This window comes from Streptosporangium sp. NPDC002721 (genome assembly GCF_042888905.1).
Taxonomy (GTDB): domain Bacteria; phylum Actinomycetota; class Actinomycetes; order Streptosporangiales; family Streptosporangiaceae; genus Streptosporangium.
The window spans coordinates 131,436-143,530 of record NZ_JBIAQI010000010.1 but is presented as its reverse complement, the minus strand read 5'-3'; the positions used below and the strand labels follow the sequence as shown (position 1 = coordinate 143,530).

The window sequence follows — 12,095 nt, the reverse complement described above, 5'->3', positions numbered from 1 at the left end:
AATTCACAAGGCGACGAGGCCCGTCCGGAGCTCCGGCTCCGGACGGGCCTCCAGCACGACGGCCCGCCCCCGGGTCTTCGCCGGGGGCGGGCCGTCGCGTTCTCTCATCGCTTCCCGAGGGCCGGGGAGGGCCTCAGGACGAGGAGGCGGCTTCCGTCCCCCGCGTGGCGAGCCCGTCCCAGAAGGCCAGGTTGTGAGCCGAGGCCCGGTCGAAGGGCCCGACGCCGCCCCGCCCCGGGGCCAGCCCCTGCACGTACGGCGTGCCGTCGCCGGGGCGCACGCGCTTCCAGGCGGGCAGGCCCGGCCGGTTCGGGTCGCCGGTGGCGGCGAACGCGGTCCAGTAGTCGATCATCCTGTCCCCGAGCCTCCGCTGCTCGGCGGTGAGCGGGGCGGACTCCCAGCCGACCCCGAAGAGGAACGACAGCTCCGAGCCGTGCGCGGCGAGCGGCTTGACCCCGTGGGCCAGCGGGAAGAGCGGGGGTGCCGTACGGTCGGTGAACTCGTAGGAGTAGGTCGGTACGTACCGGGCGAGCAGCAGGTCGGTGTCGCGCGCCACCCAGGCCCAGTCCAGGTCGCTCATGATGGCCGCCACCGCCTGGAGGGGCGGGCCGTCGTGGGTGCCCACCGGGTACCGAGCCAGGACCTCGGGCCCCGCGGCGCCGAACTCGTCGTTGACCTCGCGTTCGTAGTCCTCCGCCGTCAGCGGCTCCTCGAAGAGCGCCGGAGCGAACAAGGTGCCCTCGTCCCGGGTGATGCCCGTCAGCACCGGCACCCGGTGGAAGCGGCCCTCCTGGAGCACCTTCGCCGGATCCTCGGGCAGCACCGCGTTGCCGTACCCCGGCAGCGGGAGGGGGTCCTGGGCGAGCAGTTCGGCCACCGGCTTGCCGTACAGGCAGGCGAGCGCGGTCTCCGGGTCGGCGCACCCCACCAGGGTGGCGAAATACTGCCCGTAGCCCTCGTGGGAGGCCTTGGGCAGCCACAGGGGCACCTTCAGGACCGGCTTCAGCGGGGTGCCCTCGAAGCTCCCCGCCCCGCACGGGCTGCTCTGGGTGATCGCCCGGTGGAACAGCCCCGCCGCCGAGGGGGAGGCGAGCTGCGCGCACACCGAGTGCGACCCCGCGGACTCGCCGGCCAGGGTGACGTTGCGCGGGTCGCCGCCGAACGCCGCCGCGTTGCGCCGCACCCAGCGCAGCGCCGCCTGCTGGTCCTCGATCCCGAAGGCCCCGGCGTTCTCCAGCCCGGGGTGGCCGAAGAACCCGAAGATCCCCAGCCGGTAGTTGACCTTCACCACCACGACGTCGCCCCGCTCGGCGAGCCTGCGGGCGTCGTAGTCGCTGCCCGCGCCCCTCATCAGGCCCCCGCCGTGCAGCCACACCATGACCGGCCTGGGGCGGTTCCCCGCGCTTCGCGCGGGCGTGGTCACGTCGAGGTAGAGGCAGTCCTCCGCCTCGCTCCCCGGCAGTCCCCAGTTGTCGGCGGTCTGCGCGCACCGGCTGCCGGGCGTCCCGGCGTCGCGTACTCCCTGCCACGGGGTGACGGCCTGCGGCGACCGCCAGCGCAGCTCCCCGACGGGCGGCGCGGCGTACGGGATGCCGTGGAAGAGCCGGTTCCCGCCGGCCCGCACGCCCTTCACCCATCCGGCGTCGGTACGTACCGTCACGTCCCTGTCGCCCGCGGCAGAGGAGGCGGGGGAGGCCGGAGAGGTCAGGGGGGTCGGGGAGGCCGGGGAGGTCGCGACGGGGGCGGCCTGCCGCGCCTGGGCCGTCTCTCGTTGTGCCGTCGCGGGGCTCGCCGTCGCCAGCAGCAGGGCGCCGGCCAGACCGGCGACGAGCGCGGCGCCCGTCGTGTTCCGTGGTCGTCTCATGATCTCTACGATGCCCTGCGGCCGAGCCGGGCGCACTGGCTCTGCGTCCCCGGCCGGGGTGCGGGAAACCACACCCCGGCGGTGCGCCGAGGCGTACACCGGCAGGCCACACCCCCCGCAGACCTTCCGGGTACCCTCCGAGACCCCTCGAAAAGTTTTCCGGATAACCCGGGCGAACCCCAGAGAACCCGGGCGAACCCCAGCGAACCCCGGAGAACCCCGGCGGACGCGGCGCCGCGCGGGATCACCGGGCGGGTCGTCCCGCGGGGCTACTGGGCCAGCAGGCCGCGGCGCTTCAGCAGGGGCTCGATGCGCGGGTCGCGCCCGCGGAAGTCGCGGAAGGCGTCCATCACGTCCCGCGAGCCGCCCACCGACAGCAGGGTGGAGCGGAAGTGGTCGCCGTTCCCGCGCCCGAGCCCGCCGTTCTCCTCGAACCAGTCGACGCTCTCAGCGTCGAGCACCTCGCTCCAGATGTACGAGTAGTAGCCGGCGCTGTAGCCGCCCACCCCGCTGAAGAAGATGTGCGCGAAGTAGTTGGTCCGGTAGCGGGTGCGGACGAGGTCGAAGGCGATCCCCGCGCGCTCCAGGGCCGCGTTCTCGAACGCCTCGGCGTCCTGGACGGTCTCGCCCGCCGCCAGCTTGTGCCAGGACCAGTCGAGCAGCGCCGCCGCGAGGTACTCGACGGTGCCGAAGCCCTGGTTGAACTTCTCGGCGGCCCTCATCTTCTCCAGGAGCTCCGCGGGCACGGGCTCGCCGGTCTCGTGGTGCCTGGCGAAGTTGGCGAGGATCGACGGCCAGGTGGCCCACATCTCGTTGACCTGCGAGGGGTACTCCACGAAGTCGCGCGGCACCGCCGTGCCGGAGACCCGGGGGAAGCGCACGTCGGAGAACAGGCCGTGCAGGGCGTGGCCGAACTCGTGGAAGGCGGTGTTGACCTCGTCGAAGGTGAGCAGAGTCGGCCCCTCGGCGGGCTTGGTGATGTTGAGGTTGTTCATCACCACAGGCCGCTCGTCGAACAGGTGCGACTGGTCGACCAGGTTGTTCATCCAGGCGCCGCCACGCTTGGAGGGCCGGGCGTACGCGTCGAACAGGAACAGCCCGAGCGGCGAGCCGTCGGCGTCGAAAACCTCGAAGACCCGCACGTCCGGGTGGTAGCCCTCCAGGTCGTCGCGCTCGGAGAAGGTGATCCCGTACAGCTCGCCCGCCGCGTGGAAGACCCCGTCGCGCAGCACCCGGCCCAGCTCGAAGTACGGGCGCAGGTCGGCGCCGTCGAAGTCGTACCGGGCCTTGCGCACCCGCTCCGCGTAGAAGGACCAGTCCCACGGCTCGATGGGGAAACCGGCCTCCTCGCTCAGCGCCTCGGCCTCCCGGCGGGCGTTGGCCACCGCCGGGCCCACCAGCTTGCCGAGCATCTCCTCGACGGCGTCGGTGGTCTTGGCCGTCTGGTCGGCGACGGAGTAGGCGGCGTGGCTGGGGTAGCCGAGCAGCGCCGCCCGCTCGGCGCGCAGCGTCGCCATCCTGGCCGCCAGCTCGAAGTTCTCCGGCGCCCGGCCCGTGGACAGCTCGTACAGCCTCCTGCGGGTCTCCCGGTCGGTCAGCTCGGCCAGGGCGGGCTGGTTGGTGTGGTTGAACAGCGCCAGGACGTACGAGCCGTCCTTCTCGATCGCCTTGATCGTGCTCTCGGAGAGCCCGTCCAGCAGCCTGACGTCCTCGACGACCAGCGCGGAGGCGGTGGAGGCCGCCAGCAGGTTCTGGGAGAAGGTCGTGGAGAGCCTGCTCAGCTCCTCGTTGAGCCCCCTGAGACGCTCCTGGTCGGTCTCCGACAGGTCGGCCCCGGCCCTGACGAAGTCGACGCGGTACTTCTCCAGCAGCCACGCCTCCTCGGCGTCGTCGGTGGCCACCTGCTTGATCCGGGCGTACAGGGCGCGGTCCAGGCGGATGGAGTCGGCGTGCTGGGTCAGCCTGGGGGAGACCTGGGTCTCGATCTCCCGGATGCCGTCGGTCGAGTCGGAGGCGGAGATGGTGGAGAAGACGGTCACGGTTCGCTTGAGAATCTGTCCCGAGCGCTCCAGGGCCTCGATCGTGTTGGCGAACGTCGCGGGCTCCGGGTCGTTGGTGATCTCCCGCACCTCACGCAGCTGGTCGGCCATGCCCCGCTCGAAGGCGGGAAGGTAGTGCTCCTCCCTGACCCGGGCGAACGGCGGCAGCCCGTAGGGCAGCTCGCTGGGGGTGAAGAACGGGTTGTCGATCAAGATGGGAACTCCTCACATGCGGCTGGATCTCTCCAGCAGCGTTACACAGTGGACCTTCGTGGCGGCGGCCGGGTGATACCGCGATTCGGCCTACGGCAATCGTTTTGGTCTTGACCCCCAACCTGGGCTATTCTTTCGGAGTCGCCAGCGAGTCCCGCAAGGGGGTCCAGCGCGGTGGGGTATGGTGTAATTGGCAACACGGCTGATTCTGGTTCAGTTGTTCTAGGTTCGAGTCCTGGTACCCCAGCTGCATCTTCTTCGGAAGATGCCGCAGATTCGGTCCCCTCCGAATCTGATGACAGTGTGTAGGGTCCCGTCGTCTAGTGGCCCAGGACGCCGCCCTCTCAAGGCGGTAGCGCCGGTTCGAATCCGGTCGGGACTACCACTGTCTCTCGCAAGGCTCCGTCGTCTAGTGGCCTAGGACGCCGCCCTCTCAAGGCGGTAGCGCCGGTTCGAATCCGGTCGGGGCTACATCGCGAAACCCCGGAAGCGATCGCTTCCGGGGTTTTCGCATTTCCGGGTTCCGGGAAATTCCCGCGCTCCCCTTCCAGATCGTTCCCGCCTGTTCCCGGCCCTTCCCGATGTTTCCCCCTCACGTTTCGGCGCGGGTCACGCTCCGCGCCCGGACGGACCTCGGGGAGCGGGCCCCCTCCCCGGCGGGCGGGTCCATCCAATACCCTGCTGAGTACGAAATCCGTACTCAGGTATGTCCCCTCACGATGGTGGAGCCCATGTCGACGACGCCCCAGACCCAGCCGACGACCTCGCGGACCCACTCGTGGTCGCCGCCCGTGGTCCCAGCCGACGTGGCGGAACTGTCGGGCCTGGAGTTCCTGGAGCGGCTGGTCGACGGCCGCATCCCGCCGCCGCCGATCGCGAGCACGCTCGGCTTCCGGATAACCCACGTCGAGCGCGGCGTGGCGGTCTTCGTGGGGGAGACCGGCGAACACCTCTACAACCCGCTCGGAAGCGTGCACGGCGGCTATCTCGCCACCCTGCTCGACTCGGCCCTCGGGTGCGCGGTCATGACGGAGCTTCCGGCCGGTACGGCGTACACGACCGTCCAGCTCGGGGTGAACATGGTCCGGCCGGTCCACGCGAGCACCGGGCCGCTGCGCTGCGAGGCCAGGACCCTGCACGTCGGCAGGACCGTCGCCACCTCGGAGGCGCGGGTCGTGGGCGAGGAAAACGGCAAGCTGTACGCTCACGCCACCACGACCTGCGCGGTCTTCCCGATGCGCTGATCCGTATCCGGCCGCTTCCCGCTCCGGAGCCGGTCGGCCCGGGCTCCGGAGCGGGACCGGAAGGCTAGTTCTGTCCCGAGCGGGCCTTGAACAGGGCCCGCTTGGCGGCCTTGCCCACCTGCTTGTCGGGGTGGGCCTTGCCGATCGCCTCCAGCAGCTCCTCGAGGTGCGGGTGCGGCACCTTCCAGATCACTTCGAGCAGGCTGACCAGGTTCGGCACGTTGCCGATGTCGTCGAGGCTGCTGACGAACTCCGGGCGGCCGAGACCGGCGGAGATGGTCAGCATGTCGAGGATGAGCCAGTGGGTGTCGGCCTGGGTGGGCGTGGGGGCGTCCTCGACGCCCAGCTGGGCCAGGTGGGTGGCCGCGTACGGGCGCAGGGACGGCTCGTCGAGGGCCTCCCGCCACGCGGGCACGGCCACGTCGCCGAGAGAGCCGACCATGCTGGCCGCCTGGACCCGGATCAGCGCGTCCGCGTCGTCCTCGGCGGCGGCCTCCAGCAGGTCCCTGGCGGCCTGCTCGGGGGCGCGCAGCTCCATCCAGGCCGCGAACTCGGCGTCCGCCTCCTCCTCGGGAAGCTCGGCGCCGAACGAGAGCAGGTCGAGGGCCGTCATCGCGTCGATGGCGGGGCGGGCGTCCAGCTCGATGTCGGCGTCGTCCACGAGGTGGACCACGCCCTCCATGCCGAGCGGCGTGAGCCGCACCTGCTCGTGCTCCACCTCGACCATGCCGTATCCGGCCAGCCAGTCGAGCACGGGGTTGAGCGGGTCGCCGTACTGCGCGGTGGCGGCGGCCCAGGCCTCGGCGCCCAGGTCGTCGTACTCGGCGGCGGCCTCGGCCAGCTCGGCGCGGAGCTCGGCCAGCGGCTTGGAACCCGTCGCGAGCAGCACCCGGACCAGCAGCGCCCTGGTCAGCCCGGACAGGGCGATCGTGGCCTCCTCGTCCTCCAGCTCGGGGTCGCCGTAGTCGATGGAGTGCAGGCCCGCCATCCACGCGTCGAGGGCGTCGTCGTCCTCCTCGAAGGGCCACTCCGCGGTGTCGGCGTCGACGCTGACGGTGTCTTCCCCCTCGGGCTGGAGGAAGTCGAGGTCGATCGCGAGGTTCCAGATGTTCCAGAGGGCGGGGACGGAGTCGGCCAGCGACGCGCCGTCCTTCTCGGGGACCGGGAACCCCAGGACCCCCAGGGCCTCGACGATCTCGGTGTCGTCGAGCAGGCTCGTCTCGCCCACCCGGCGCTCGGAGCCGACCCAGACCGCGAGGTCGCGGGCCTTGGCGATCAGGGTCGCCCCGCGGGTGGCCGCGGCCAGCTCGCTGTCGGGGCGGAGCCGGATCGTCGGCAGCTCGGAGAGCTCGTCGGCGAACGGCTCGAAGTCGCCGAGCCCCTCGGACTCCTCCTCGTCGTACTCCTCGTCCTCGTCGTCGTCCTCGACGACGAGGTCCTCCATGGCGTCGACGAAGTCGTCCTCGAGGCGGTCGAGCTCGGCGAGCAGGTCGCCCAGCGAGGCGGAGCCCTTGGCCAGCCGGTCGGACTCCGACAGGAAGGTCAGGTAGGCGCGGATCGCGGGCACCATGCCGTCGGCGGCGGCGTCGGGGTCCTCGACGACCTGCGGCATCCGGTCGAGGAGCACCGTGCGCAGGTCGGACTGCTTCCACCGGCCGACGTCGTCGGAGGCGATCAGACGGTGCCACAGGGCGACAGAGCCGACCAGGTTGGAATCGCTGCCGGGTGCGTTCTCACGCGCCCAGAGGATGAAGTCTTGGAGCAGGGGACGCAGTTCAGCCGCGGCTGCCTCGATGCGATCTGTCACCTTCCCAGCCTAGGGGGCCGCAGGGGTGCTCGCCTCCCCATATCGCCCTCAGGTCGGCCGGTGTCAACCGGCGCGTGGCGTCCGCCCGCCACCGGCCGGACGCCGACCGGGCCCGGAGCGGCTCCCGGCCTGCCCCGGCCCGCTCCCGGTGGCCCCAGGCCGGACCTCGGTCAGCTCTCAGTTGGCGCGGCGCATCGATTCGGTGATCCGCTCGGCGGCGGTGACCACGGGGGCGGCGTGCAGGCGGCCGGGGGTGCGGGTCAGGCGCTCGATCGGGCCGGAGACCGACACCGCGGCCACCACCTTGCCGCCCGCGCCCCTGATCGGCGCCGAGACGCTGGCCACGCCCTGCTCGCGCTCGCCGACGCTGTGCGCCCAGCCCCTGCGCCGTACGCTCGCCAGCGTGGCGGCGGTGAACTTGGCCCCGCGCAGGCCCCGGTGCAGGCGGTCGGGCTCCTCCCAGGCGAGCAGGATCTGCGCCGCGGAACCGGCGAGCATCGGCAGCGCCGAGCCGACCGGCACGGTGTCGCGCAGCCCGCTGGCGCGCTCGGCGGCGGCCACGCAGACCCGCTCGTCGCCCTGGCGGCGGTAGAGCTGGGCGCTCTCCCCGGTCAGGTCCCTGAGCTGGGTGAGGACCGGGGAGGCGACGGCCAGCAGGCGGTCCTCGCCGGCGGCCGTGGACAACTCCGACAGGCGTGGGCCCAGCACGAACCGGCCCTGTGTGTCGCGGGAGACGATCCGGTGATGCTCCAGCGCGACGGCCAGCCGGTGGGCGGTGGGCCGTGCCAGGCCGGTGGCCTGGACGAGCTGGGCGAGGGACGCCGGACCTGCTTCGAGGGCATTGAGCACGAGGACGGCCTTGTCGAGTACGCCGACTCCGCTAGAGTTGTCCATACACCGATACTGCCGTCTCGACATATGAGAAAGCAAGTGGGAGTGGGACAGCCGATCGCAAGGAGGCGACATGGGCCGCACACTCGCGGAGAAGGTATGGGAGCAGCACGTCGTGCGACGCGCCGACGGAGAGCCCGACCTGCTCTACATCGACCTGCACCTCATTCACGAGGTCACCAGCCCGCAGGCGTTCGACGGCCTGCGCCTGGCCAATCGCCCGATCCGGCGGCCCGAGCTCACCATCGCCACCGAGGACCACAACGTCCCGACCGTACGCGGTCCCATCGACGACCCGGTGTCGCGGGTGCAGGTCGAGACGCTGCGCAAGAACTGCGCGGAGTTCGGCGTCCGGCTCCACCCGATGGGCGACGCGGGGCAGGGCGTGGTCCACATCATCGGCCCGCAGTTCGGCCTCACCCAGCCCGGCATGACGATCGTGTGTGGTGATTCTCACACCTCCACCCACGGCGCCTTCGGCGGCATCGCGTTCGGCATCGGCACCTCCGAGGTCGAGCACGTGCTGGCCACCCAGACGCTGCCCGCCTACCGGCCGAAGACGATGGCCATCGAGGTCTCCGGCGAGCTGCCGCCCGGCGTCACGGCCAAGGACCTGATCCTGGCGATCATCGCCAAGATCGGCACCGGCGGCGGCCAGGGCTACATCGTCGAGTACCGGGGCGAGGCCGTCCGCAAGCTCTCCATGGAGGGCCGGATGACCATCTGCAACATGTCCATCGAGGCGGGTGCCCGCGCGGGCATGATCGCCCCGGACGAGACCACCTTCGAGTACCTCAAGGGCCGCCCCCACGCGCCGTCCGGCGCCGACTGGGACGCCGCGGTCGCGTACTGGAAGTCGCTGGTGACCGACGAGGACGCCGTCTTCGACACGGTCGTGGAGATCGACGCCTCGACGCTGACTCCGTTCGTCACCTGGGGCACCAACCCCGGCCAGGGCGCCCCGCTGGGGACGGCCGTGCCGCGCCCGGAGGACACCGACGACCCGGCCGCCGCCGCCCGCGCCCTGGAGTACATGGGCCTGACCGCGGGCACCCCGCTCCGCGAGGTCCAGGTCGACACGGTCTTCGTGGGCTCCTGCACCAACGGGCGCCTTGAGGACCTGCGCGCCGTGGCCGACGTGCTGCGCGGGCGCCAGGTCGTCACGCGCACGCTGATCGTGCCCGGCTCGATGCTGGTCAAGCTCCAGGCCGAGCAGGAGGGCCTGCACGAGGTGTTCAAGGACGCGGGCGCCGAGTGGCGCGAGGCCGGCTGCTCCATGTGCCTGGGCATGAACCCCGACACCCTCGCCCCCGGCGAGCGCAGCGCCTCGACCTCCAACCGCAACTTCGAGGGACGCCAGGGCAAGGGCGGCCGTACGCACCTCGTGTCCCCGCAGGTCGCCGCCGCGACCGCCGTCACCGGCAAACTCACCGCGCCCGCCGACCTGTAAGGAGTCCCCGCCATGGAAGCGTTCGTCACCCACACCGGCCGGGCCGTGCCGTTGCGCCGCAGCAACGTCGACACCGACCAGATCATCCCCGCCGTCTGGCTCAAGCAGGTCAGCCGGACCGGTTTCGAGAAGGGGCTGTTCTCCGCCTGGCGCGAGGACCCCGATTTCGTCCTGAACAACCCCGCCCACGAGGGCGCCACGATCCTGCTCGCCGGACCCGACTTCGGCACCGGCTCCTCCCGCGAGCACGCGGTCTGGGCCCTGCAGCAGTACGGCTTCCGCGTCGTGATCGCGGCCCGCTTCGGGGACATCTTCCGTAATAACTCCACCAAGATGGGACTGCTCCCGGTCGTCCTGCCGGGCGAGACCGTCGAGGCCCTGCAGAGCGCGGTGGAGGCCGACCCCGCCCTGGAGATCACCGTTGACCTGGGAGAACGCCAGGTCCGCTGGGGCGGCGAGGCCGTCGCTTTCGAGATCGACGACTACACGCGCTGGCGGCTCACGGAGGGCCTGGACGACATCGGGCTGACCCTGCGCAACGCCGACGCCATAGGGGCATACGAGAATGGTCGGCAGCCATGGCTGCCGACGACCGTCTGACGAGTTCAGAACACGAGCTGGCGTGGCGGTTGCGCGAGGCGCACCGCCGCGTCCGGTCCCTGCCCGTCCCCGCCGAGGAGAGAAAACGTCTCGCCCGGCGTCTGGTGGCCATCTGCGATATGGCCAAACGCGACCTCGAACACGCCGCCGGGCGTCTTGATTTGTTCCTTCTCAGTATTGATGTCGTGGTTTCAGATACGCCAAGCACTGGAAACATTGCGGAAGGTGATTGAGTCATACGGCTCCGTCCCCTAATTTCAAGCGGGCAAGGGGTTTCTCATCGTGATCGTTGATGAGAGATCTGTGATGAGACCCCTCGCCGTGACAAATCGGGTGAGACGGGTTTTCTGCCTCGTGACCCACTCCCGGACATCGGTAAGCAGGGGGAGCAACCTTATGAACAAAAAGGAACTCGTCGACGCCATCGCGGATCGGGTGGGCGACAAGAAGACGGCCACCGAGGCCGTGAACGCGGTGCTCGACGCCATCCAGACCGCCGTCGCGAATGGCGACAAGGTCTCGATCACGGGGTTCGGCGCTTTCGAGATGGTGCACAAGCCGGCCCGCACCGCCCGCAACCCCTCGACGGGTGCCGAGATTCGCGTCGCCGAGAGCTGGGGGCCGAAGTTCCGGCCGGGCTCCGACTTCAAGGAACTCGTCAACACCGGCGGGAAGAAGGCGTCCAAGAAGAAGTAGGCCTCGGGCACAGGCGCCCGGACTCCCGCGAGGGGAGGCCGGGCGTCCGGCTTTTCCGGCGCCTTCGCCAGGTGAGGACACCCGCCCGCGGATTTCCCCGGATCGTGCCGGGACCGCTCACCGGACCTTCCGTACGAAGCCGCCTGTCCGGACCGTCTATCCGGAGTCGCCTGTCCGGACCGTCGGAGCCATCCGAACGGGGCCGTCCGTCCGGGCCGCCCGACCAGGGGGCCGACCGCCCGGAGCCGTCTATCCGGGAACGGGGAAGGTCGAGAGGGTGACGTAGGTGACGTCGTCGCCGTTCATGACGATGTTGACCCGCTGGCCCGACCTGAGCAGCCGCAGCGGCCCCGCGTCGAACGCCGCCGCGTCGAACGGGATCTCGGTCCCGTCGTCCAGGAAGACCGACCCCGACCGGGTCGCCGGGTCGAAGTTCCGTACCGTCGCCTGCACCCGCCCAGCCTAACCCCCGTCCGGCCGCCCGTCCCGCGCCCGAGGCCCTCGCCTCACCCGAGATGCCTCACCCGAGATGCCTCACCCGAGATGCCTCACCCGAGATCCGGCTCCCGCGGGGCCCTCGCCCCGTCCGCGGTTCCCGTTCCGCCCTCCGGGCTCGACGCCGAGATCCGCCTCGCCATCGCCAGCGTGCGGGGGCCGACGCCGAGGGCCAGGGCCAGGCGCAGGTCGTCCGGGGTGTCCACGTCGTGGCGGACCGACTCCACCCCTTCCACGAAGAGCTCCTTGGCGCCGCCCCGCAGGTGCCGGTCCCGCGACTCGCCGCCGAAGCCCGGCGTGAACGGCACCCCCGGCCGTACGCCGTAGAAGGTCGTGCCGATCTCGGCGGCGTCGGGCAGGAACATCTGGCCGAACTCCGCGGCGGCGGCCAGCACGCGGGCCAGTTCCGCGGGACGGAGGGCGGGGAGGTCGGCCTGGAGGGCGCCGACGGGGTCGCCGGGCGCCAGCCGCACCGCTTCGAGGGCGCCGTGCCGCAGGGCGGCGTTCAGCCCCCGCTCCGGGTCGCCGACCACGTGCGCGCCGACCTCGCCGAGCGCCTTCGCGGCCACCGGGTCGCCCGTCACCACGACCACCCGCGCGACGAGCGCGCAGCTCAGCGCCGCCTCGACGGTGTCGCAGGCGATCGCCACGGCCAGCTCCGCCCGGTGCGGGCCCGCCGCGGCCGACAGGCGGGTCTTGGCGGCGACCAGCGTCTTGACCGGGACGACGAGGGTCCAGCCGGAGCTTTCCGAAGCAGACATAGCCTTAAGCATCCCGCCTCGACATCCCCGGGAGC

11 protein-coding genes and 3 tRNA genes are annotated in these 12,095 nt (G+C 71.4%); 8 read left to right on the top strand and 6 right to left on the bottom strand.

The genetic code is table 11. The annotated features are described in order from the left end of the window. Window positions 1–133: 133 nt before the first annotated feature. Together ACFYWM_RS16045 and ACFYWM_RS16040 are read right to left on the bottom strand one after the other, a co-directional pair. Window positions 134–1,864 (bottom strand): carboxylesterase/lipase family protein, encoded by a 1,731-nt coding sequence (locus ACFYWM_RS16045; protein WP_389914799.1) that lies wholly within the window; start codon window positions 1,862–1,864, stop codon window positions 134–136. Between the two features lie 269 nt (window positions 1,865–2,133). Further along, window positions 2,134–4,116 carry a M3 family metallopeptidase gene (locus tag ACFYWM_RS16040; RefSeq protein WP_389914796.1) on the bottom strand — a complete coding sequence of 661 codons (1,983 nt, stop codon included), beginning with the start codon at window positions 4,114–4,116 and terminating at the stop codon, window positions 2,134–2,136. A 175-nt stretch (window positions 4,117–4,291) separates the two neighbouring features. Here ACFYWM_RS16040 and ACFYWM_RS16035 point away from each other — a divergent pair. The 4 genes from ACFYWM_RS16035 (at window position 4,292) to ACFYWM_RS16020 (ending at window position 5,360) form a co-directional block, all read left to right on the top strand. Beyond that, window positions 4,292–4,363 (top strand) — tRNA-Gln (locus ACFYWM_RS16035). 62 nt (window positions 4,364–4,425) lie between these two features. Next, window positions 4,426–4,501 (top strand) — tRNA-Glu (locus ACFYWM_RS16030). Between the two features lie 13 nt (window positions 4,502–4,514). Then, a tRNA-Glu gene (locus tag ACFYWM_RS16025) sits at window positions 4,515–4,587 on the top strand. A gap of 260 nt (window positions 4,588–4,847) precedes the next feature. Further along, window positions 4,848–5,360 carry a PaaI family thioesterase gene (locus ACFYWM_RS16020; RefSeq protein ID WP_389914794.1) on the top strand — a complete coding sequence of 171 codons (513 nt, stop codon included), beginning with the start codon at window positions 4,848–4,850 and terminating at the stop codon, window positions 5,358–5,360. Window positions 5,361–5,424: 64 nt separating this feature from the next. Here ACFYWM_RS16020 and ACFYWM_RS16015 read toward each other — a convergent pair whose 3' ends face one another. After that, window positions 5,425–7,167, bottom strand: coding sequence for a hypothetical protein (locus ACFYWM_RS16015; protein WP_389914792.1), 1,743 nt, complete (start codon window positions 7,165–7,167; stop codon window positions 5,425–5,427). Between the two features lie 177 nt (window positions 7,168–7,344). Continuing rightward, window positions 7,345–8,061, bottom strand: a complete 717-nt coding sequence (locus tag ACFYWM_RS16010) for an IclR family transcriptional regulator (RefSeq protein ID WP_329085241.1) — start codon at window positions 8,059–8,061, stop codon at window positions 7,345–7,347. A 70-nt stretch (window positions 8,062–8,131) separates the two neighbouring features. On the opposite strand from ACFYWM_RS16010, the gene leuC reads away from it, so the two are divergent. The 4 genes from leuC to ACFYWM_RS15990 all read left to right on the top strand — a co-directional run bounded on the left by leuC (window position 8,132) and on the right by ACFYWM_RS15990 (window position 10,804). Next, on the top strand, window positions 8,132–9,508 hold the full coding sequence (gene leuC / locus ACFYWM_RS16005) for a 3-isopropylmalate dehydratase large subunit (RefSeq protein ID WP_389914788.1): 1,377 nt from the start codon (window positions 8,132–8,134) through the stop codon (window positions 9,506–9,508). Window positions 9,509–9,520: 12 nt separating this feature from the next. Next, window positions 9,521–10,108, top strand: a complete 588-nt coding sequence (leuD, locus tag ACFYWM_RS16000) for a 3-isopropylmalate dehydratase small subunit (RefSeq protein WP_389914785.1) — start codon at window positions 9,521–9,523, stop codon at window positions 10,106–10,108. Next, window positions 10,087–10,341, top strand: coding sequence for a hypothetical protein (locus ACFYWM_RS15995; protein ID WP_362867872.1), 255 nt, complete (start codon window positions 10,087–10,089; stop codon window positions 10,339–10,341). Before leuD ends, ACFYWM_RS15995 begins: the two co-directional genes overlap by 22 nt. A gap of 163 nt (window positions 10,342–10,504) precedes the next feature. Beyond that, complete coding sequence (locus tag ACFYWM_RS15990) at window positions 10,505–10,804, top strand: HU family DNA-binding protein (protein WP_362867883.1); 300 nt, start codon at window positions 10,505–10,507, stop codon at window positions 10,802–10,804. Window positions 10,805–11,053: 249 nt separating this feature from the next. Here ACFYWM_RS15990 and ACFYWM_RS15985 read toward each other — a convergent pair whose 3' ends face one another. Next, window positions 11,054–11,257 (bottom strand): hypothetical protein, encoded by a 204-nt coding sequence (locus ACFYWM_RS15985; protein WP_389914781.1) that lies wholly within the window; start codon window positions 11,255–11,257, stop codon window positions 11,054–11,056. 95 nt (window positions 11,258–11,352) lie between these two features. Then, a complete protein-coding gene (gene cofC / locus ACFYWM_RS15980; protein ID WP_389914778.1) occupies window positions 11,353–12,060 on the bottom strand; it encodes a 2-phospho-L-lactate guanylyltransferase in 708 nt (235 codons plus the stop codon). Window positions 12,061–12,095 lie beyond the last annotated feature (35 nt).